This window comes from Acidovorax sp. Leaf73 (genome assembly GCF_916855635.1).
GTDB lineage: Bacteria > Pseudomonadota > Gammaproteobacteria > Burkholderiales > Burkholderiaceae_C > Acidovorax > Acidovorax facilis.
The window spans coordinates 189,372-209,419 of the sequence record NZ_CAKASI010000006.1 but is presented as its reverse complement, the minus strand read 5'-3'; the positions used below and the strand labels follow the sequence as shown (position 1 = coordinate 209,419).

Annotated in this window: 17 protein-coding genes; 5 read left to right on the top strand and 12 right to left on the bottom strand. The window is 65.7% G+C overall.

Annotated features, from left to right (window positions below; all coding sequences use genetic code 11):
* Window positions 1–3: 3 nt before the first annotated feature.
* From ureE to LPA35_RS20575, 6 genes are all read right to left on the bottom strand, one after another.
* Window positions 4–651 (bottom strand): urease accessory protein UreE, encoded by a 648-nt coding sequence (gene ureE / locus LPA35_RS20600; protein WP_228898681.1) that lies wholly within the window; start codon window positions 649–651, stop codon window positions 4–6.
* 70 nt (window positions 652–721) lie between these two features.
* Window positions 722–1,210 carry a GNAT family N-acetyltransferase gene (locus tag LPA35_RS20595; protein ID WP_228898679.1) on the bottom strand — a complete coding sequence of 163 codons (489 nt, stop codon included), beginning with the start codon at window positions 1,208–1,210 and terminating at the stop codon, window positions 722–724.
* Window positions 1,211–1,222: 12 nt separating this feature from the next.
* The gene (ureC, locus tag LPA35_RS20590) at window positions 1,223–2,941 is read right to left on the bottom strand and encodes an urease subunit alpha (RefSeq protein ID WP_218298662.1); all 1,719 of its coding nucleotides are present in this window, start codon (window positions 2,939–2,941) and stop codon (window positions 1,223–1,225) included.
* Window positions 2,942–3,053: 112 nt separating this feature from the next.
* Entirely contained in the window at window positions 3,054–3,359 is a 306-nt protein-coding gene (locus tag LPA35_RS20585; RefSeq protein WP_176888583.1) for an urease subunit beta, read from the bottom strand.
* A gap of 25 nt (window positions 3,360–3,384) precedes the next feature.
* Window positions 3,385–3,999 (bottom strand): HupE/UreJ family protein, encoded by a 615-nt coding sequence (locus tag LPA35_RS20580; protein WP_228898677.1) that lies wholly within the window; start codon window positions 3,997–3,999, stop codon window positions 3,385–3,387.
* A gap of 41 nt (window positions 4,000–4,040) precedes the next feature.
* Window positions 4,041–4,343 carry an urease subunit gamma gene (locus LPA35_RS20575; protein WP_228898671.1) on the bottom strand — a complete coding sequence of 101 codons (303 nt, stop codon included), beginning with the start codon at window positions 4,341–4,343 and terminating at the stop codon, window positions 4,041–4,043.
* Window positions 4,344–4,556: 213 nt separating this feature from the next.
* Here LPA35_RS20575 and LPA35_RS20570 point away from each other — a divergent pair, with 213 nt between their 5' ends.
* The 3 genes from LPA35_RS20570 to LPA35_RS20560 all read left to right on the top strand — a co-directional run bounded on the left by LPA35_RS20570 (window position 4,557) and on the right by LPA35_RS20560 (window position 10,206).
* Window positions 4,557–8,111 (top strand): ATP-binding protein, encoded by a 3,555-nt coding sequence (locus LPA35_RS20570; RefSeq protein WP_228898669.1) that lies wholly within the window; start codon window positions 4,557–4,559, stop codon window positions 8,109–8,111.
* Window positions 8,112–8,113: 2 nt separating this feature from the next.
* The gene (locus LPA35_RS20565) at window positions 8,114–9,184 is read left to right on the top strand and encodes a response regulator (RefSeq protein WP_228898667.1); all 1,071 of its coding nucleotides are present in this window, start codon (window positions 8,114–8,116) and stop codon (window positions 9,182–9,184) included.
* 89 nt (window positions 9,185–9,273) lie between these two features.
* Window positions 9,274–10,206, top strand: coding sequence for a DMT family transporter (locus tag LPA35_RS20560; protein ID WP_218298658.1), 933 nt, complete (start codon window positions 9,274–9,276; stop codon window positions 10,204–10,206).
* Between the two features lie 98 nt (window positions 10,207–10,304).
* On the opposite strand, the gene LPA35_RS20555 is transcribed toward LPA35_RS20560, so the two are convergent.
* The 3 genes from LPA35_RS20555 to LPA35_RS20545 all read right to left on the bottom strand — a co-directional run bounded on the left by LPA35_RS20555 (window position 10,305) and on the right by LPA35_RS20545 (window position 12,245).
* Window positions 10,305–10,631 (bottom strand): plasmid stabilization protein, encoded by a 327-nt coding sequence (locus LPA35_RS20555; RefSeq protein ID WP_228898665.1) that lies wholly within the window; start codon window positions 10,629–10,631, stop codon window positions 10,305–10,307.
* Between the two features lie 136 nt (window positions 10,632–10,767).
* The gene (locus LPA35_RS20550) at window positions 10,768–11,490 is read right to left on the bottom strand and encodes a phytanoyl-CoA dioxygenase family protein (protein ID WP_228898662.1); all 723 of its coding nucleotides are present in this window, start codon (window positions 11,488–11,490) and stop codon (window positions 10,768–10,770) included.
* Between the two features lie 68 nt (window positions 11,491–11,558).
* On the bottom strand, window positions 11,559–12,245 hold the full coding sequence (locus LPA35_RS20545) for a DUF3334 family protein (protein ID WP_218298656.1): 687 nt from the start codon (window positions 12,243–12,245) through the stop codon (window positions 11,559–11,561).
* 268 nt (window positions 12,246–12,513) lie between these two features.
* Here LPA35_RS20545 and LPA35_RS20540 point away from each other — a divergent pair, with 268 nt between their 5' ends.
* Window positions 12,514–13,698, top strand: coding sequence for a DUF917 family protein (locus LPA35_RS20540; RefSeq protein ID WP_228898660.1), 1,185 nt, complete (start codon window positions 12,514–12,516; stop codon window positions 13,696–13,698).
* A 22-nt stretch (window positions 13,699–13,720) separates the two neighbouring features.
* Window positions 13,721–14,785, top strand: a complete 1,065-nt coding sequence (locus LPA35_RS20535) for a sensor domain-containing diguanylate cyclase (protein WP_121507372.1) — start codon at window positions 13,721–13,723, stop codon at window positions 14,783–14,785.
* Between the two features lie 14 nt (window positions 14,786–14,799).
* Here LPA35_RS20535 and LPA35_RS20530 read toward each other — a convergent pair whose 3' ends face one another.
* The 3 genes from LPA35_RS20530 to LPA35_RS20520 all read right to left on the bottom strand — a co-directional run bounded on the left by LPA35_RS20530 (window position 14,800) and on the right by LPA35_RS20520 (window position 19,788).
* Window positions 14,800–16,101 carry a UDP-N-acetylglucosamine 1-carboxyvinyltransferase gene (locus LPA35_RS20530; RefSeq protein WP_228898658.1) on the bottom strand — a complete coding sequence of 434 codons (1,302 nt, stop codon included), beginning with the start codon at window positions 16,099–16,101 and terminating at the stop codon, window positions 14,800–14,802.
* Window positions 16,102–17,039: 938 nt separating this feature from the next.
* On the bottom strand, window positions 17,040–17,498 hold the full coding sequence (locus tag LPA35_RS20525) for a (2Fe-2S)-binding protein (protein ID WP_228898656.1): 459 nt from the start codon (window positions 17,496–17,498) through the stop codon (window positions 17,040–17,042).
* 19 nt (window positions 17,499–17,517) lie between these two features.
* A complete protein-coding gene (locus LPA35_RS20520; RefSeq protein WP_228898654.1) occupies window positions 17,518–19,788 on the bottom strand; it encodes a xanthine dehydrogenase family protein molybdopterin-binding subunit in 2,271 nt (756 codons plus the stop codon).
* Window positions 19,789–20,048: the final 260 nt, after the last annotated feature.

Sequence of the window (20,048 nt, the reverse complement as noted above, 5' to 3'; positions counted from 1 at the left end):
GAGTCAGTGGTCGTGGTTGCAGTGGGGGCCGTGCACATGCCCCTGGGCCACCACGGGGATGGATACGGTGCGCCCGGGGCCTGGGGCTGCGGTGTTTGCTGCTGCGTGGCTGTGATCATGGCTGTGATCGTGATCGTGATCGTGCCCATGGTCATGTCCGTGGTCATGCCCACCATGGTGGTGCCCGCCACCGTGTCCCGCCGCATAGGCCCCGCCTTCGGGTTCAAAGGGCAAGTTCTGCTCAGTCACGATCAGGTGCATCGCGCGCAGCATGTCGGCCAGCACGTGGTCGGGTTCGATCTTGAGGTGGTCGGGCTGCAGCTCGATGGGCACGTGCCGGTTGCCCAGGTGGTAGGCGGCGCGGGTCAGGTCGAAGGGGGTGCCGTGCTGTGTGCTGTGCGTGATGACCAGCACGGGCTGCGGTGCGGCGATGACGCGGACCATGGAGCCGTCTTCGGCCACCAGCACGTCACCGCCGCGCACCAGCGTGCCGCGCGGCAGGAAGATGCCCAGTTCGCGCCCGGCGGAGTCGGTGGCGGCAAAGCGGCTTTTCTGGCGCACGTCCCAGTCCAGCTCGATGGTGGTGGCGCGCTTGACCAGTATGGGCGCAAGGCCCTTGCCTTGGGGGATGAGTTTGGAGGCTTGGATCATGGAGATTCTTTGTTGCAGCGGGCAAACGTGCATTGTGTGCCAGGGGCTCAACCCTGGGCAGCGCGTTTGTTTACAGCGTACGGGTCATGAAGAAGCTGTAAGGGTCGAGGCAGTAGCCGGCAAAAGGGCCGCATTCGACGAAGCCGTTCTGCAGGTAGAGCTGCCGCGCGGGTTCGAAGAACGGTTGCGTGCCGGTCTCCAGGCTCACGCGGGCAAAGCCGCGTGCACGGGCCTCTTGCAGCAAATGGTTCAGGAGCTGGCGCGCAATGCCCCGGCCGCGATGGCGGGTGCTGGTGCGCATGGATTTGAGTTCAGCGTGGCCGGCATCGAGCCGCTTGAGCGCGCCCGTGCCCACCAGCATGTCGCCATCCACTCCGGTCAGCCAGGCAGACCAGAACGCGATGTTCGGCTGACGCAGCTGGTCCATGTCCAGCGCGTGCACGCTTTCAGGCGGTGAAACGGCACGCATGTCCACCAGGTGCTCTTGCATGAAGGCTTCAATGCGCGGGTCGCTCAGGTCGTCCAGGCGGATCATCAGGTCTTGCAATACGGCGCTCATGGGACGTGGGCCTCAGAACAAAAAGTAGCGCTGCGCCATGGGCAGTACGGTGGCGGGCTCGCAAGTGAGCAGCTGCCCATCTGCGCGTACCGAATAAGTCTGCGCGTCGATTTCCATCTTGGGCGTGTAGCTGTTGTGCACCATGTGCTGCTTGCGCACGCTGCGGATGTTGCGCACCGCGCTCAGCGTTTTGCGCAGGCCGAAGCGCTCACCGATGCCCGCCGCCAAACCTGCCTGCGAGACAAAGGTGAGGGAGGTCTTGGCAATCGCTCCGCCAAACGCGCCAAACATCGGCCGGTAGTGCACGGGCTGGGGCGTGGGGATGGAGGCGTTCGGGTCACCCATCGCCGCCATGGCGATCAGGCCGCCCTTCAGGATCAGCGCGGGCTTCACGCCGAAGAATGCGGGCTTCCAGATGACGATGTCGGCCCATTTGCCCACTTCGAGCGAACCCACTTCATGGCTGATGCCGTGGGCGATGGCGGGGTTGATGGTGTACTTGGCCACGTAGCGCTTGATGCGCGTGTTGTCGTTGCGGGCGGTGTCACCTTGCAGGCTGCCGCGCTGCACCTTCATCTTGTGCGCGGTCTGCCAGGTGCGCAGGATGACCTCGCCCACGCGGCCCATGGCCTGGCTGTCGCTGCTCATCATGCTGATGGCGCCCAGGTCGTGCAGGATGTCCTCGGCCGCGATGGTCTCCTTGCGGATGCGGCTCTCGGCAAAGGCCAGGTCTTCGGCAATGCTGGCATCGAGGTGGTGGCACACCATGAGCATGTCCACATGCTCGTCCAGCGTGTTGTGCGTGTACGGCATGGTGGGGTTGGTGGAGCTGGGCAGGAAGTTGTCCTCGCCCACTACGCGCAGGATGTCGGGGGCATGGCCGCCGCCCGCGCCTTCGGTATGAAAGGCGCAGATGCCGCGCCCACCCACGGCGGCAATGGTGTTCTCCACAAAGCCCGATTCGTTGAGCGTGTCGCTGTGGATGGCCACCTGCGTGTCGGTTTCTTCGGCCACGTCCAGGCAGTTGCTGATGGCCGAGGGCGTAGTGCCCCAGTCTTCGTGCAGCTTGAGGCCGATGGCGCCCGCGTTGATCTGCTCGTGCAGCGCATCGGGCAGGCTGGCATTGCCTTTGCCGAGGAAGCCGAGGTTCATGGGGAAGGCGTCGGCGGCCTGCAGCATGCGCTCCATGTTGAAGGGGCCCGACGTGCAGGTGGTGGCCAGCGTGCCCGTGGCGGGGCCGGTGCCGCCGCCCAGCATGGTGGTCACGCCGCTGGCCAGGGCCTCTTCAATCTGCTGCGGGCAGATGAAGTGGATGTGGCTGTCGATGCCGCCTGCAGTGACGATGTTGCCCTCGCAGCTGATGACCTCGGTGCCGGGGCCGATGATGATGTCCACGCCCGGCTGGGTGTCGGGGTTGCCGGCCTTGCCGATGGATGCGATGCGGCCTGCGCGCAAGCCGATGTCGGCCTTGAAGATGCCGGTGTGGTCCACCACGAGGGCATTGGTTAGCACCGTGTCCACCGCCCCCTGGGCGTTGCTGCGCTGGCTTTGTGCCATGCCGTCGCGAATGGTCTTGCCGCCGCCAAACTTCACCTCTTCGCCGTAGCTGCCTGCGCGCAGCGTGTGATCGGCTTCGACTTCGAGAATGAGTTCGGTGTCGGCCAGGCGCACGCGGTCGCCCACGGTGGGGCCAAACATTTCGGCGTAGGCGCGTCGTCCAATGGTTGCCATGGTGGGGTGCTCCGCTTTCCTGTGGGCGATAAATACTATTGTTTTAATAGCTGCTAGCGCTTATCCATAAAGCGCTAGAGGCCAATTTGGCTCAAATATTGGCGGCTCAGTGCTAGAGCGCACCCTGCGTGAGGCCCTGAAAGCCGAACACGCGGCGGTCGCCGGCGTAATCCACCAGCTCCACGGTGCGCTCCTGGCCGGGCTCAAAGCGCACGGCGGTGCCCGACGCAATGTTCAGCCGCATGCCGCGTGCGGCGGCGCGGTCAAAGCCCAGGGCGTTGTTGGTTTCGGCAAAGTGGTAGTGCGAACCGACCTGGATGGGGCGGTCGCCGGTGTTGCGCACCACCAGCGTGAGGGTGCGGCGGCCGGTGTTGAGCGGGTGTTCACCGGGTTCGGTGAAGAGTTCGCCTGGGATCATTACGTGCTCCTGGTGGGTCAACGGGTCAGGCCATTTGCGCGAGCAGCGCACCACCGAACACTGCCACGCCCGCACCTGCGGCGCGCGCCAGCCACACATGGCGGTGGCGCAGTGCCCAGCCCGCCGCGAGGCCCGTGCCATGCAGCAGCGCGGTGGCGGTCAGCATGCCCGCCAATGTTTGCCAGGCGCTGTCGCTGCCTGCCAACTCGTAGCCATGGGCCACGCCGTGGAAGACTGCGAACACGCCCACACCCAGCGCCGCCAGCAGTCCGGGCACGCGCAGGCGCGACACGACCAGCAGGCCTGTGACCAGCAGCGACGCAGCAATCATCGGCTCCACAGCAGGCAGCGCCACGCCCCGCAGGCCCAGCACGGCGCCCACCAGCAGCATGGCCGCAAAGCCCACGGGGCCCCATAGCAGTTCGCGCCCGGCGCTGCGTGCGGCCAGGGCGCTCCACAGGCCCACGGCCACCATGGCGGCCAGGTGGTCCAGGCCGAACAGGGGGTGGGCAAGGCCGCTGAAGAAACTGTTGTGGATGTGGGATTCAGCGCCTGTATGGGCGTTGGCACACGTGCTGATTGCGCTGGCAGCTATGAAAAGGAGAGCGGCTGTGTGGCGGTGTGAGAGTGCGATGCGCATGGGGGCTCCACAGAGAGAACGAGGGACAGAGAGAAAGGGGGTCAGACGATCGGTTGATGGACGGTGACCAGCTTGGTGCCGTCGGGGAAGGTGGCCTCGACCTGGATGTCAGGAATCATCTCGGCGATGCCCTCCATCACGTCCGCGCGGGTGAGCACGGTGCGGCCCTCGCTCATCAATTGCGCCACGGTCTTGCCGTCGCGGGCGCCTTCCATCACGGCGGCGCTGATCAGGGCCATGGCCTCGGGGTAGTTGAGCTTCAGGCCCCGGGCCTTGCGGCGCTCGGCCAGCAGGGCGGCGGTAAAGATCAGCAGCTTGTCTTTTTCGCGAGGGGTGAGTTCCATGGTGTACCGGGTGATCTAGTGGAAGCAAGCCCATCTTAGGCAGCAAGCCCCGTGCCCGCCATACGTCATCTGGCGCAGGGGCTGTGCTCATGTGGGTTGGCAGTGGCATGGAAACTGCACCGGAAGGGGTTAACGCCGCCATTGCCCATGCCTCCTCACGCCGCCTCTATCGCCCCCGCTGACGCCGCACCGTTGCAGCCGACAGAGCCGGGCATGGCTGCACATGAACCCCAGCAGGCCCCGCAACAGGTGGTCAAGGTCCGGCGCGACTACAACAGCTGGGTCGCCACCGAGACCATGGAGGACTACGCACTGCGCTACACCCCCCAGCGCTTTCGCAAATGGTCTGAATGGCGGGTGGCCAACACCGCGTTTGGCGCGGCCTCCTTCCTGATCCTGGAGGCCGTGGGCGCCACGCTGCTGGTGCAGTACGGCTTCATCAACGCGTTCTGGGCCATCGTGGCCACGGGGCTCATCATCTTCCTGGCGGGGCTGCCCATCAGCGTGTATGCGGCGCGCTACGGGGTGGACATGGACCTGCTCACGCGCGGCGCGGGCTTTGGCTACATCGGCTCCACGCTCACCTCGCTGATCTACGCGAGCTTCACCTTCATCTTCTTCGCGCTGGAGGCGGCCGTGATGGCCTATGCGCTGGAGCTGGCACTCGACATCCCGCCCACCTGGGGCTACCTGATCTGCGCCATTGTGGTGATTCCGCTGGTCACCCACGGCGTGTCGGCCATCAGCCGCCTGCAGATGTGGACGCAGCCGCTGTGGCTGGTGATGCTGGTGGTGCCGTTTGTGTATGTGATCGTGCGCGATCCTGGTGCGTTTTCCGGCATCGTGCACTACGGTGGTGAATCAATGCGGGGCGCCACATTTCAGCTGCCCTTGTTTGGTGCGGCGCTCACGGTCGGTATTGCGCTCATTACCCAGATGGGGGAGCAGGCCGACTACCTGCGCTTCATGCCCGCATCCACCCCCGCCACACGTGGGCGCTGGTGGCTGGGCGTGCTGGTGGGCGGGCCTGGCTGGGTGGTGCTGGGCGTGCTCAAGATGCTGGGCGGCGCGCTGCTGGCTTATCTGGCGCTCACGCACATGGTGCCTGCCGAGCGTGCGGTGGACCCCAACCAGATGTACCTGGCCGCGTATGAATACGTGTTCCCCCACTACGGCTGGGCGGTGGCGGCCACGGCGTTGTTTGTGGTGGTCTCGCAGCTCAAGATCAATGTGACCAACGCCTACGCAGGCTCGCTGGCGTGGTCGAACTTCTTTTCGCGCCTTACCCACAGCCACCCGGGGCGCGTGGTGTGGGTGGTGTTCAACACCCTCATCGCCTTCATGCTGATGGAGATGAACGTGTTCCGCGCCATGGGCGAGGTGCTGGGGCTGTACTCCAACATCGCCATCGCCTGGATCATGTCGGTGGTGGCCGACCTCGTCATCAACAAGCCGCTGGGTCTGTCGCCCAAGGGCATCGAGTTCAAGCGCGCGCACCTGTACGACATCAATCCAGTGGGCGTGGGCTCGATGGCGCTCGCGTCCATCCTGTCCATCAGCGCGCACCTGGGCCTGTTCGGACCGCTGCCGCAGGCGTTCTCGGCGGTGATTGCGATGGCGGTGGCCTTTGTCACTGCACCGCTCATTGCCTGGGCCACTGGAGGGCGCTACTACATTGCGCGCCAGCCCGATCCCACTGCGGTGACCGATGTGGTGGCGGTGCCCATGCACGGTCCGGTCAGCGGCAAACAAGGTGCTGACCTGGGCAGCTACGTGCGTTACACCGTGCAGCGCTGCGTGATCTGCGAGCGCGAGTACGAAGCCCCGGACATGGCCCAGTGCCCTGCTTACCGGGGGGCTATCTGCTCGCTGTGCTGCACGCTCGATGCGCGCTGCGGCGACCTGTGCAAACCCCACGCGAGCATGGCGGTGCAATGGTCGGCCGCGCTGCGCTGGGTGCTGCCGCGCGCCATGTGGCGCTACCTGGACACGGGCCTGGGTCACTTCCTGCTGCTGATGCTGGTGATCGCGCCGCTGCTGGCCTCGGTGATGGGGCTGCTGTACCACCAGGAGCTCAACACCATCGCCCAGGCGGCCACTGACACCGAGGTGATGGCGGCACCCGAAGTGGCGCTGCGCTCGGGCCTGCTCAAGGCCTATCTTGCACTGCTGGTCATTTCGGGCATCGTGGCCTGGTGGCTGGTGCTGGCGCACAAAAGCCGCCAGGTGGCGCAGGAGGAATCCAACCGGCAGACGGGCCTATTGGTGCGCGAGATCGAGCTGCACCGCCAGACCGACGAGGCCCTGCAGACCGCGCGCAGCGTGGCCGAGCAGGCGCGCCAGGTGGCCGAAGAAGCCAAGCGCGCCGCCGACCAGGCCAACCACGCCAAAAGCCGCTACATCAGCGCCATCAGCCACGAGATCCGCACGCCGCTCAACTCCATCTTGGGCTACGCGCAGCTCATGGGCGAGGACGCGGGCGTGCCCCCGCACCGCAAGCAGGCGGTGCATGTGATCCGCCGGGGCGGTGAGCACCTGCTCTCGCTCATCGAGGGCACGCTCGATATTGCGCGCATCGAATCCGGCAAGCTCACGCTGGACGTGACGCCCATGCGTTTTGCCGATGGCCTGCACGAGATGGCCAGCCTGTTTGAACTGCAGGCCGCGGCCAAGGGCCTGGCTTTCCAGTTTGATGTGCTGGGCGTGATTCCGGAAGTGGTGCGTGCCGACGAAAAGCGCCTGCGCCAGATCCTCATCAACCTGCTGGGCAACGCCGTCAAGTTCACCGCGCAGGGTACCGTCACGCTGCGCGTGCGCTATGCACGCGAAATGGCGCGCATCGAGGTGCAGGACACCGGACCAGGCCTCACAGCCGAGGAGATCGAGCGCATCTTCGAGCCCTTTGCGCGCGGCGGCTCGGGCGGTGGCAACACCGCGGCCGCGCCGGGCGCAGGCCTGGGCCTGACCATTGCCAAGATGCTCACCGCGCTCATGGGCGGCGAGCTGACGGTGAGCAGCACCCCAGGCGTGGGCTCGGTGTTCCACGTCAAGCTGTTCCTGCCCGAGGTGCATGGGGATGCGCTGGGCAAGGCGGCGGCGCCCGTGGCTGTGCAAGCCCAGCGCGCGCGCAGAGGGTATGCCGGCGAGCGCCGCCGCATCCTGGTCGTGGACAACGAAGAGCCTGACCGCGAACTGCTGGTGCAACTGCTCGAACCCCTGGGCTTTGAGCTGCGCCAGGCGGCCAGCGGCCACGATGCGCTGGACCTGCTGGCCACCGGCTACCGGCCGCACGCCATCTTCATGGACCTGGCCATGCCGGGCATTGATGGATGGGAGACCTTGCGGCGCGTGCGGCAGATGCGGTTGCCGAACGTGCATTGCGCCATTGTTTCCGCCAATGCGTTTGACAAGGCGCTGGACAACGACGTGGCCATCCGCCCCGAAGACTTCATCGTCAAACCCGTGCGCCACAGCGAGCTGCTCGACTGGCTGGAGCGCCGTTTGGGGTTGCAGTGGCAATACGGCGAAGCCAATACGACCCCCGCCTTGCCTGCGGCAGCGGATGCGCCCCTCACATACCCCGACACCACCGCCCTTGCCGCCTTGGCCCAGGCAGTGTCTTTGGGCTACTACCGTGGCATCCTCAACACGCTGGACGACATTGAACGCAGCCAGCCCGCGCACAGCGCTTTTGTGGGCACCATGCGGCAGCTGGCCAAGCAGTTCCAGTTCGATGCCATGGGCCAGATCCTGGAGCAGGCGCCATAGTGATGACCACCGCCAACCCATCTTCCTTGCACGCGTCTGCAGCGCCCGGTGCAGCGCTGGACCGCACCGACAGCGATGTGGTGCTGATCGTGGACGACGTGCCCGACAACCTGGCCGTGCTGCACGACGCGCTGGATGAATCGGGCTACACCGTGCTGGTCGCCACGCATGGCGAGGCGGCCTTGCAGCGTGCCGCGCAGGCCCTGCCCGACATTGTGCTGCTCGACGCCATGATGCCCGGCATGGACGGTTTTGAAGTGGCGCGGCGCCTGAAGGCATCGCCCGCCACGGCGCACATCCCCATCATCTTCATGACGGGCCTGACCGAGACCGAGCACCTCGTGGCCGCACTGGAGGCGGGTGGCGTGGACTACGTCACCAAGCCCATCAAGCCCCGCGAGGTGATGGCGCGCATGGGCGTGCACCTGGGTGCAGCCCGCAAGGCCCGGCAGGACGCCCGCCAGGCGCGCGAGGCGCGCAACGCGCTCGATGCGTTTGGCTACGCCAGCATCACCGTGCGTGCGTCGGACGGCCGCATCGTCTGGCAAACCCCGCTGGCGCGCGAGCTGCTGCAAAGCTACTTTGGTGAAGTGAGCCCCGATGGCACGCCCACCGCCTTTGGCCAATGGGCGCCCGAGGCGGTGCAGGCCTGGCTGCGTCGCCATGTGCTGGCCGACAACGCGGCCGAGCTGCTGGCCGCTTCGCTGGCCGAGCCCCCGCGCCTGGCCGTGGAGCAGGGCGCCCGCAGGCTCACCTTCCGCCTGCACCAGCAGGCAGGCGACAGTGCGGGCGGCGGCGACTGGCTCATCGTGATGCGCGAGGTGTCCGACGCCAAGATCATCGAATCCATGAGCCTGTCCTTCAAGCTCACCGCGCGCGAGGCCGAGGTGCTCTACTGGGTGGTTAAGGGCAAGATCAACCGCGACATCGGCGACATCCTGGGCGCGAGCCCCGCCACGGTGAAGAAACACTTGGAGCGCGTGTTCGCCAAGCTGGGGGTGGAGACGCGCACCGCAGCGGCGGCCATGGCCATGAACCGCATCCGGCAGCTGCATCCGCAGTTTGAGGGATAGGCAGCCGTTGGTTCGGCCCGTCGCATGGGTCTTCGCACAGAAGAGGGCGCAGGACAGCAGCACCCATTGAGTTTGCTACCCTCGTGCCCATGCCCGCATCCTCGTCTGCCGCCACACGCGGTGCCTTTTGGCGCAGTCTCTATCAGCGCCCCGCACTTCTCCTCATCGTCACCACCCTCATCTGGGGCAGCAATGCGGTGGCGGCGCGTTTGGCTGTGGGGAACGTCTCTCCCATGATGCTGACCACGGCCCGCTGGAGCATTGCCTGCATTGCGCTGTGGTTTGTCGCACGCCAGCAGGTGGTGCAGCACCTGCCCGCATTGCGGGGGCGCTGGACGTATCTGGCGCTCATGGGTGTGAGCGGCTTTACCGCGTTCAATGCGCTGTTCTACGCCGCCGCCCACCACACCACCGCCGTCAACCTGGCGCTGATTCAGGGGATGATTCCGGTGCTGGTGTTGCTGGCCGGGGTGTTGTTCTTGCGGCTGCGCGTTACCGCATTGCAGATGCTGGGGGTGGTCATCACGCTCGCTGGTGTGGCCATCGTCGCCTCGCGCGGCACCTGGGCGGTGGTGGCGGCGCTTGACTTCAACATTGGCGACCTGTGGATTTTGCTGGCCTGTGTGCTGTATGCCGGCTACACGCTGGGGCTGCGGTCCCGCCCTGTGGTGCCGCCCCTGGTTTTCTTCTCGGCGGTGGCGGGCGTCGCGGCGCTGGCTTCGTTGCCGCTGCTGGCGGCCGAAGTTTCAACCGGGCATTTCTTCTGGCCCACGTTGCAGGGCTGGCTCATCCTGCTGTATGTGGGTCTGCTGCCATCGTTTGTCTCGCAGATCCTGTTTATCCGCGCGGTGGAGCTGATCGGCCCGGCGCGTGCCAGCGTGTTCCTCAACCTCAACCCCGTGTTTGGGCCTGCCTTGGCCGTTTGGGTACTGAGCGAGCCGGTGGGTGCCTATCACGCGTTGGCGCTGGCGATGGTGCTTGGCGGTATCTGGATCGCAGAGCGTTTGGGTCCGCGGCGCTGACGAAGGCGGTGCTCAAAATTGGGTCTTTTTAGCCTCCCGCGCTTATAGATAAAGCGCTGGCAGCTATCAATTTCGATTTTCGATGTGGCCTGCAGATGTCACCGTTTCAAGGCCTGCTCCAGTTGCTGCTTGTTCATCTTGGAACGCCCCGCAATGCCTTGGTGCCGCGCTTCCTCGTACAACTGTTCCTTGGTGCGGCCTTGTGCGCCTTGGTGTGAACGCTTGCCACCGCGCACGGGCGCGGGTGTATCCCGCAGCGTCTTGGGGTTGGCCGTCTTGCTCTCACCATGCTGGGCCCGCTCCTTGTTCACGGTGCGGGCGGCAATTTCCTCCGCTGTTTCCTGACCTTTGCCGCGGTCCAGCAGACTGTCCTTGATGTGTTCGTATTGTCGTTCGCGCTTGGCGCTCCAGGTGCCTCGGGGCATGGTGGTTCTCCTCAGGATGCGGTTGGAATGCAGCGCGGGCTGAGGGCGACTGCGTTGCCCACAATTTATGCAGTCAGCGGCGCTCAGCCGTAGGCTGCACCGGTACAGCCTTGTAGGACTTTGCGCCCGACGGGTTTCAGCTGAACACTGCCTTGGACCAAGCCAGGCCCCAAGGCAGGGTAGCCGGGCCAAATACAAAATGCAGCACGCGCCGTGGACGGTTGCTCGTGGACTTGGACGAGGCGTGCAGCAGCAGCGGGCGCATCGCCAGCGCGGTGCCCAGGTCTGCAACGCAGAGGACTTCGCCGCTGGCATCGCGCAGCGCCTGGGCGTTCCGTGGCGTCAATACACCCAGTTGGTGCGTGGCGGGCACCACACGCAGCGGGCCATCTTCACCTTGACACGGGTCCAGGTGCAGGCGCACCGCCAGCAACTCTTGCAGCAAGCGGGCGGGGGGCTGCACAAAAAGAGCGCCGTCCTTTTCAGACCAGCCTCGGAGCGCGGGATGCTCCACCCGCTCAGCGACTGGAATGCTCAGGTCCTGGTGCAGTGGAACGAGCCAATTGCGCGCTCGCGTTTTCTCGAAGTAGGTGCACTGCACCGCGACAGACGATGTGGGTAGAAGGGGCGCAATCGCAGGCATTCCCTGCAGCCGTTCTGCCAGGGCCTTGCACCAGGGGTACTTCAGCAGGTTGCGCTGGCCGCCGGAGTTGGGGGGACGTGCGGTGTTGCCGTCCTGCAGCGGGAGGTACTTGTCAACCTCCGCTGCTAGGGTTGCGCAGTCATCGGGTGTCAGCAGGCCGGGCAGCAGCACGAAGCCCTGGGTCTCCAGCACTGTGCTGCACCGGCTTGTGGACAAAAGAATATGAGTGAAATATGCCTCTAGCGCTTATATAACAAGCGCTAGCAGCTATCGTTTTTGAACAACTACATCCCCAGAGACTTCAGCAACGCCTCCGTGTCATCCTGCCCCGCAGGCGGTGGCGCGGGCACGGGAGGGGCTTCTTGCGACTGGGCCATCAGCGCGTCGGCATCCGGCACTTCCTGCGCCTCGAAGTCGTAGAGCTTGATGAACTCGGTGCGGTCGATGGCCAGTTCCAGGTAGAAGATGTTGTTGTTGCTGGTGTAGAAGGTCACACGCCGGGCTTCGGGCTTGTCCAGGTTGGCGTCCACGCTCAGCATCACCTGCTTGTTCAGCACCAGCATCTTGGGCTGGTTCTGGGTGATGTGGGTCTGCAGCTCGCGGCGCACCTTGCCGGTGAAGTCGCCCACCACCTGGTTCATCAGCTCGCCCATCACATTGCTCACTTCGTCCGACGTGTAGGAGCTGACCAGATCGTCCTTGGACATGCCCATGTTCAGCAGGTAGTTGGCATACAGCTCCATCGCGGCCTGGGCCGAGAAGTTGATGATGACCAGGCCCGAGAAGCCGCCATCGAACAGCACAAAACAGCCGATGTCGGGCTTGAGGCACGTCTTGCTGATGCGCTGCACCATGCCGGAGTAGTGGATCTGGCTGTGGGTGGCCACGTTCAAGACCCGGGTGACGGAGTTGCACAGGCTGATCAGCAGATCTTCGGTGCCGTAGACGGGGGATTTATCGGGGAGGCTCATGGTGTGGGTAGGCATCTGCCAGGAAAAACAACAACAAAACTGCAACGCAGACAGAGCATAGGCGATGGCGCACCGCGAGGCCAGAGTGCTTTCCGCCCTGGTGCGCTCAGCTGCGGGTGTTGGCCGTGCGGTTCTTGGGCGCAGAACTTGCGTGCCCTTGATCCGGGTCATACCACGTTGGCGCCCTGGGCCCGCATGGGATGCAGCGGATTGACAACCAACCGGGCAGGCGTATCGTGCCTCCCATACCAAAAGAGAGGGGCGCCAGATGGGTGTTGTCTATAACTATGGGTTGGCCGATTTCCAATCGATTGCGGCGGGCGCAGCGGTTTTGGCCAGTGGGGGGGGCGGCAGCTACCACGACGCTTGTTCGATCCTTCAGGAGCTGGCTGGTCAGGGCTGGAGCGGCACGGTCACGGTGCAGGACTATGACGGCGCCACCAACGCCTGTGTGCTCGCCATCATGGGCTCGCCCGATGCGGCCGACAGCCTCACGCTGTCTGCGGTGCAAAACTCGGTCAGCAACACCGTGGCCGTGATGGAGGCCAGTACCGGTGCCCTGCTGGGCGCCTTGATCCCTGTGGAGATCGGGCCCATCAATTCGCTCGTGCCGCTCATTGGCGCGGCCATGTCGCAGGGCGCGGTCTGGGTGGTCAACGGCGATGGCGCCGGCCGTGCCGTGCCCGAACTGCCCCAGACCACCTTCACCGGCGGTGCGCAGCTTGCGCCGTGCCCCGCTGTGCTGGCCAGCGATGCCTCTACGCTGGTGGATCTGGAATCCGCCGTGCTGGGCGCCTCCACCGCTGCGCGCGTGGAAACCCTGGCGGGTGGCGTGGTGGCCGGGTTTGGCGGGTATTCGGGCATCGCCATGTGGCCCTCCAACGCGGGCAACGGCTTTGCGTTGTCGGGCAGCTACATACCGGGCACGCTGGAGCAGGCGCGGGGCCTGGGGCAGTTTCTGCTACAGGCCGCCACGCCGCCCGCCACCGCTGCAGTGGCCGGTGTGATCACCATGATCACCGGCCGCCCAGCCAGCGCGGTGGTGACCAATTTTTTCATCACCTCGGTCGCGCAGTCCACCTCCAGCGCGTCGCTGGATTCGGGCATCATCCGCCTGGACAACACACAGGACCCGAGCCTGAGCACCGAGACGCACTATCTGTACAACCTGAACGAGAACCTCATCATGTACTCGTCTGCGAGCGTGGCGCCCGATGTCATCGCCCCCGACTCCATCTGCTACTACTCGGAAAGCACGGGCCGCGGCTTCTCCAACGCCAGCGACGACCTGGCCCTGTACTTTGACGCCGCCACGGGCAAGAGCACGGGCCAGATGGTGAGCGTGATCGCCGTACAGACGGCCCCCCAGCTTTACAACACCCCGGGTGTCGTGGCTTCGTTTGCCGGTTTGCTGCGCAACATGGGTTACGCCGGGGCGATGCCGTCGGCCTGAAGAATCAAGGGTTTTTGCCGCCATGGGTGATGAAGCAGACCTGAACAAGGAGCGGCTGGAGCTGGTGCTGGAGGCCGCCGGGCTGGACCTGTGGGAGAACGACCTGGTCAGCGGCCAGGTCACCCACAAGGCCACCAAGACCTTTGAGGAGCTGGGTTTTACCCAGGACGAAATCGTGACGGGCGTGCAGGACATCTTTGGCCTGTTCCACCCTGGCGACCTGGAAAGCGTCAAGCAGGCGGTGGCCGACCACGTGGCAGGCATCACACCGCAATACCGTGCCGAGTTCCGGCTGCGCTCCAAGGCGGGCGAGTGGATCTGGTTTGCCAACTACGGCCGCATCATGGACCGCAGCAGCGCCACGCCCGGCAAGCGGCTGATAGGTGTCACCTTCAACATCCATGACCGCAAGCAGAAGGAAGACGAGATTGCGCAGATCAACCAGCAGCTGCTGGAGCAGAACAAGCTGCTGCAAGAGCTCAATACCGCGCTGGAGTTGCTGGCCGCCAATGACTCGCTGACGGGCCTGGCCAACCGGCGCACGCTGATGGAACTGGGCGCGAACGAATGCAAACGCACCGAGCGTTTTGACCACCCGCTGTCCCTGCTGGTGGTGGACATTGACCTGTTCAAGACGGTCAACGACGCCTGGGGGCACCTTGCGGGAGACCGCGTGATCTGCGCCGTGGCCCAGGCCTGCGCGGCGCGCAAGCGCAGTGGTGTGGACATCGTGGCGCGGTTCGGGGGCGAGGAGTTTGTGATCGTATTGCCCGAAACCGATGGCGTCAGCGCCCTGCGTGTGGCCGAATCACTGCGCCACGATGTGGCCGCGTTGAGCGTGCCCGTGAATGAGCAGGGTGCGAGCGCTTCGGTCACCGTGAGCATCGGTGTGGCCACGATGCACAAGGGCTCGGGCATCGGCTTTGAAGAGCTGGTCAACCGTGCCGACAAGGCCCTGTACCGCGCCAAGGGCACGGGGCGCAACGCCGTGTACTGCGCCGATGTGCAGCAGGGTGGGGCCCCTGCGGTCCATGTACTCATCGAGCCGGACGAAGACGCAGACGCAGACGGCGTTGTCACCGCCTGAGCACCGTCCGCTCCTCACTCCTCGCTCGTCCACTCCACCTGCACGCCCAGGCTGCGCAGGTTCTCCACGAAGTGCGGGTGGGCGCGGCGGATGGGTGTGGCGTTGCGGATCTCCGAGCGCCCGGGGGTGCTCGCCGCCACCATGAAGAGCGCAATCGCCACGCGGATGATGTAGGGGCTCTCCACCACCGCAGGCGTCAGCGGGTTGCCGCCAAAGGTCACCAGCCGGTGCGGGTCGGACTGGAACACATGCGCGCCAAACTTCGACAGCTCGCCCGCCCAGCCTAAAGCGCCGTCGTACACCTTGTTCCAGAACAGCGCATTGCCCTCGGCCCGCACACCCAGGGCGATGAAGATGGGCAGCAGGTCCACCGGAAAGTACGGCCAGGGCGCCGCCTCCACCTTGGTCAGCACATTGCTGGTGAACGGCGTCTGCACCTTGAGCGGCCCCGCGCAGTGCGCGCGCGACCAGCCGTCCTCGTGCGTGACGGTGACGCCGAACTTGGCAAAGGTGCGGTCGATGAGCGGGAAATTTTCGGGCGCGCTGTTCTTCACCACCACGTCGCCCCCCGTGATCGCACCCAAGGCGAGGAAGGTGGTGATCTCGTGAAAATCTTCGTCAAAGCGGAACTCGCCACCGCGCAGGGTGGTGCCGCCGTGCACAGTGATGCGCGACGTGCCCATGCCCTCAATGCGCACGCCGATCATGGTCATGAAGCGGCAGAACTCCTGCACATGCGGCTCCGACGCGGCATTGGTCAGCACCGACGTGCCTTCGGCCGTGGCGGCGCACAGCACGAAGTTCTCGGTGGTGGTGACCGATGCGTAGTCCAGCCAGTGGTGGTTGGCCTGCAGCCTGCCGTCGCAGCGGATCAGCAGCGAGCCTTCGGCCCGTTCCACGCGCCCGCCAAAGCGGTGGAACACCTCCACATGCGGGTCGATCTCGCGCACGCCCAGCGTGCAGCCCTTGACGTTGTCCTCCAGCCGCGCCACGCCAAAGCGCGCCAGCAGCGGGGGCACCAGCATGATGGACGAGCGCATTTCCTCGGGCAGGCGGTGGTGGGCCGCGTCGAACGTGGTGGCATGGTGGTGCAGGTCCAGCGTGCCGGTGGCATGGTCCATGCGCACATCGCTGCCCAGGGTGCGGAAGATATCGAGGATCTTGCGCACGTCGGTGATGTCGGGCACGCCGAGCAGCCTGAGTGGCTCGTTGGTGAGCAGCGTGGCGCACAGCACGGGCAGTACCGCGTTCTTGTTGGCAGAAGGGGTGATGCGGCCCCGCAGCGGGGTGCCGCCGTGGACGACGAGGTTGGACATGGGGAGGGAGGAGAAGAGGCCTGGGCGGGCCAGGGGTTGCGCGAGGTCGATACTCTAACTGGGTTGGGGTTTTGGTGTGTTTAGGGGCGGGGTGCCTGGTTTGTGGGCGGAGGCCGGGGAGCGCGCCCGGCAGCGCGGTAACTTTCTTTCGCGTCGCCGAAAGAAAGTCACCAAAGAAAGGGCGACCCCCAGTCTGCGACCCCTTCGCGTTGCGAAGGGGCAACCTGCGGCGGGGCGGTTGCGGGGTGCGCCGTGGAACTCGCTTTGCGCTGGCGCGCGCCGCTCGGACAACCACGGCGAGTCAGTTCACGAGGCATGCGCGCTTCGACGCGCATGCTCACCCCGCAACCGCCCCGCCGCAGGCGCAGCCAGCAGGGGGTTGGGCACCCGAACATCCAACAGCCGCACAGCCACACGGGCCATTGCTTCGCTCGGCCTCGCGGTCGCGGCGCGAAGCGCCCGCGCGTTGTGGGCCGAGCGCAGCGCAGCGAAGCAATGGCCCGAGTGGATGTCCGCTCCCCGGGTTCCCTTCAGGATGCGCTGAGGAGCGCAGCGGCCAGCGGATCAGGGCTCGCGATTGTCTGAGCGCAACGAAGTGGAGCGAGTTCGAGCGAGACCCCGCTGGACGCGAGCACCGCAGGTTGCCCGCAGCGAAGCGAAGGGACGCAGCGTGTAGGGTCGCCTTCTCTTTGGTGACTTTCTCTTGGCGAGGCAAGAGAAAGTTACTGCGCCGCCGGGCGCACACCCCGGCCTCCGCCCTCTGCAAAGGCATGGGAATCGGCCAGTGCAGGGCTTCGACAAGCTCAGCCCGAACGGGCAGATGAACCGATCAGACCCTGACAAACTCAGCTCGAATGGCCGACAGCATGGGGTATGCTGCAAAAATAATAGCTATAAGCGCTTTATGGACAAGCGCCAGCGGCAGACACAACCAAAAATCAACCCCGCCCCTCAGCCGCCTGATGAATCGCCGCTCGAATCCTCGGATACGTCCCGCACCGGCACGCATTGCCCCCCATCGCCGCATCAATGTCCGCATCGCTGGGCTTGGGTGTTTTCTTGAGCAGCGCGCAGGCTGACATCAACTGCCCGCTCTGGCAGTAGCCGCACTGCGCCACATCCAGCACCGTCCATGCGGTGCGCAGGGCCGTGGCTTCGGGTCCTTGCAGGCCCTCGATGGTGGTCACATCGGCATCGCCCACGGCCGAGAGGGGCGTGATGCAGGCGCGCACGGGCTCGCCATTCAGATGCACGGTGCAGGCGCCGCACAGCGCCATGCCGCAGCCAAACTTGGTGCCGTTCATGTGAAGCTCGCCGCGCAGCACCCACAGCAGCGGGGTGTCGGGTTCGGCGGTGACGGAGATGGCTTTGCCGTTGATGCGCAAGGTCGTGGACATGGTGGTTCCTTGAATCGATTCAGGCCAGCTTCAGCGGCAGGGCGCGCAGGCGCTGACCGGTGAGTGCGAAAAGGGCACTGGCCACGGCGGGCGCAATGGGCGGCACGCCCGGCTCGCCCACGCCTTCTGGCGGCTCGGCGCTGTCGATGATGTGCGTTTCCACACGCGGGCAGTCGGCCATGCGGAGCAGTGGCACATCGTGAAAATTGCTCTGCTGCACCTGCCCGTCCTTCAGTGTGATCTCGCCATACAGCGCCGCCGTGAGGCCAAACACCACGCCGCTTTCCATCTGCTGCGCAATCAGGTTGGGGTTGATGGCCGCGCCGCAGTCGACAACGCACACCACGCGGTGCACGCGGATGGCCTTGTCCGCCCCCACCGACACTTCGGCCACCTGCGCCACGATGGAGCCGAACGACTGGTGCAATGCCACGCCGCGCGCACGCTTCTCGCCCGCTGCACCCGGTGCCAGCGGTTTTCCCCAGTCCGCCAGCTCGGCCGCCTTTTGCAGCACCTTCAGATGGCGCGGGTGCTTTTGCAGCAGTGCGGCGCGAAACGCCACCGGGTCCTGCTTGGCCGCTGCTGCGGCCTCGTCCACAAAACTTTCCTTGAAAAACGCCTGGTGCGAGTGTCCGACCGAGCGCCAGAAGCCGACCGGCAGCGGCAGGTCGACGATCTCGTGCGCAATGCGCGCATGGGGCCATTCGTAGGGCTGGTCGAACGCGCCTTCGGACGTGGTCTTGTCCGGCCCTGCGCCTGCGAGGCCAAAGGTGCGCACCAGCACCTGCGGCACGATGGCCTGGCCCACCGACACGTTGTGCCAAGCCACCAGCTGGCCCTGCGCGTCAAACCCCGCCTTGAAGCGGGCCATGCAGGCCGGGCGGTAGAAGTCGTGCTGCGTGTCCTGCTCGCGGCTCCACAGCGTTTGCACCGGCGCACCACCGGCCACCTTGGCTATGGCGGCGGCCTGGGCCACGTAGTCGGCCTCCAGCCTGCGGCCAAAGCCGCCACCCAGCAGCAGCTGGTGCAAGGTCACTTTTTCGTCGTCGATGCCTAGCGCCTTGGCCGCCGCGCGGCGCGCCAGGCCCGGCACCTGGGTGGATGTCCACACGGTGGCAGCGCCGTCTTTGAACTGCACTGTGCAGTTGATGGGCTCCAGCGCGGCGTGGGCCAGGTAGGGCGCGCGGTAGTCGGCGGTGATGGTGGTCGCAGCGCCTTGCATGGCCGCGTCCACATCGCCCGCGCTGTGGTAGCCAAAGCCTTTGGCCTGGTCCAGCGCCTGGGCCAGTCGCGCCATCACGGTGTCGCTCGACAAGGTGGCGGCGGGGCCGTGGTCCCATTCCACGGTGACTGCGGCGGCGGCCTTTTTGGCGTGCCACGGCGTGTCGGCAATCACGGCCACACCGCCCGTGCCGCCGTGGTAGGGCGCCACTTCGAGCACGTGCTTCACGCCGGGCAGCTTCTGGGCGGCGGCTGCATCAAAGCGGGCCACCTTGCCGCCGCGCGTGGGGCACATTACGAGACTGGCGTGCAGCAGGCTGGGCGGGTTGGCGTCGATGCCGAACACGGCCGTGCCGTCGAGTTTGGACGGCGCCTCGATGCGCGTGAGCGGCTTGCCGATCAGCTTGAACTGCGCGGGCTCTTTCAGCGTGACCTTGCCCGGCATGGGCTGCTGCGCGGCCAGGGCGGCCAGTTCGCCAAAGGTGGCGCGCTGGCCTGCAGAGTGTTCTACCCAGCCTGCGTTGGCCGTGCACTCGGTCGCCTGCACGCCCCACTGCGAAGCGGCAGCGCGGATCAGCATCGCACGCGCATGGGCGCCAGCTTCGCGCATGGGCAGCCACAGGTCTTTGATGCTGCTCGATCCGCCCGTCATCATCACGCCCACCTCGCGCATGGTCTTGGCCGTCAGCCAGCCCGCCACGGCTTTCATCGAGCCGTCGTTGTCGGGGTGAAAGGGCAGGCCGTCCACCACCGTGGCGAGGTTGTTGTAGATGTCGTCGATGGGCGTCATCTCCAGCCGCACCTGCGCCCAGTCGGCGTCCAGCTCTTCGGCCAGGATGGCGGCCAGGCCCGTGTGCGCGCCCTGGCCCATTTCGGACTTGGCCATCATCACCGTCACGGTGTTGTCGGCCCCCACTTTGACCCAGCCGTTCAACGCGGCCTGTCCGCTGGTCTGCGGCAGCGGGTCGGACGGGTGCAGGCGCTGGCGTGGCGGCATCACGCCCCAGCCAATGACCAGCGCGCCCGCTGTTGCGGCGCCGCCGAGGAGCACTGTGCGTCGTTTCACCATGGGTTCATTCCTTATTGGGGCCTTAGCCGCCCATCGTAAATCCGAGGGGCGTTTCTCCACCACCGGGATTGCCGCAGATTTTGAGTGTTTTTGGCCTCCAGCGCTTATATATAAAGCGCTATTAGCTACTGATTGCATAGCGTTTCGCCTACCCGACACAACGCGGGTGACCTGGCTTTACGCGTTCGCGCCGTGCCACCGTGTACGCCACCCGGCGTATTTCCCAAGCAGGCCCCGCTCTCCAGAATCCATTCCATCGC

Excerpts from the sequence above, each read along its gene's own strand:
- LPA35_RS20565 (WP_228898667.1), top strand. The coding sequence starts at position 8,114 with ATGACCACCGCCAACCCATCTTCCTTGCACGCGTCTGCAGCGCCCGGT.
- LPA35_RS20530 (WP_228898658.1), bottom strand. The coding sequence starts at position 16,101 with ATGTCCAACCTCGTCGTCCACGGCGGCACCCCGCTGCGGGGCCGCATC.
- ureC (WP_218298662.1), bottom strand. The coding sequence starts at position 2,941 with ATGGCAACCATTGGACGACGCGCCTACGCCGAAATGTTTGGCCCCACC.
- LPA35_RS20545 (WP_218298656.1), bottom strand. The coding sequence starts at position 12,245 with ATGAGCCTCCCCGATAAATCCCCCGTCTACGGCACCGAAGATCTGCTG.
- ureE (WP_228898681.1), bottom strand. The coding sequence starts at position 651 with ATGATCCAAGCCTCCAAACTCATCCCCCAAGGCAAGGGCCTTGCGCCC.
- LPA35_RS20560 (WP_218298658.1), top strand. The coding sequence starts at position 9,274 with ATGCCCGCATCCTCGTCTGCCGCCACACGCGGTGCCTTTTGGCGCAGT.
- LPA35_RS20595 (WP_228898679.1), bottom strand. The coding sequence starts at position 1,210 with ATGAGCGCCGTATTGCAAGACCTGATGATCCGCCTGGACGACCTGAGC.
- LPA35_RS20585 (WP_176888583.1), bottom strand. The coding sequence starts at position 3,359 with ATGATCCCAGGCGAACTCTTCACCGAACCCGGTGAACACCCGCTCAAC.
- LPA35_RS20535 (WP_121507372.1), top strand. The coding sequence starts at position 13,721 with ATGGGTGATGAAGCAGACCTGAACAAGGAGCGGCTGGAGCTGGTGCTG.
- LPA35_RS20525 (WP_228898656.1), bottom strand. The coding sequence starts at position 17,498 with ATGTCCACGACCTTGCGCATCAACGGCAAAGCCATCTCCGTCACCGCC.
- LPA35_RS20570 (WP_228898669.1), top strand. The coding sequence starts at position 4,557 with ATGGCTGCACATGAACCCCAGCAGGCCCCGCAACAGGTGGTCAAGGTC.
- LPA35_RS20575 (WP_228898671.1), bottom strand. The coding sequence starts at position 4,343 with ATGGAACTCACCCCTCGCGAAAAAGACAAGCTGCTGATCTTTACCGCC.
- LPA35_RS20540 (WP_228898660.1), top strand. The coding sequence starts at position 12,514 with ATGGGTGTTGTCTATAACTATGGGTTGGCCGATTTCCAATCGATTGCG.
- LPA35_RS20555 (WP_228898665.1), bottom strand. The coding sequence starts at position 10,631 with ATGCCCCGAGGCACCTGGAGCGCCAAGCGCGAACGACAATACGAACAC.
- LPA35_RS20520 (WP_228898654.1), bottom strand. The coding sequence starts at position 19,788 with ATGGTGAAACGACGCACAGTGCTCCTCGGCGGCGCCGCAACAGCGGGC.
- LPA35_RS20580 (WP_228898677.1), bottom strand. The coding sequence starts at position 3,999 with ATGCGCATCGCACTCTCACACCGCCACACAGCCGCTCTCCTTTTCATA.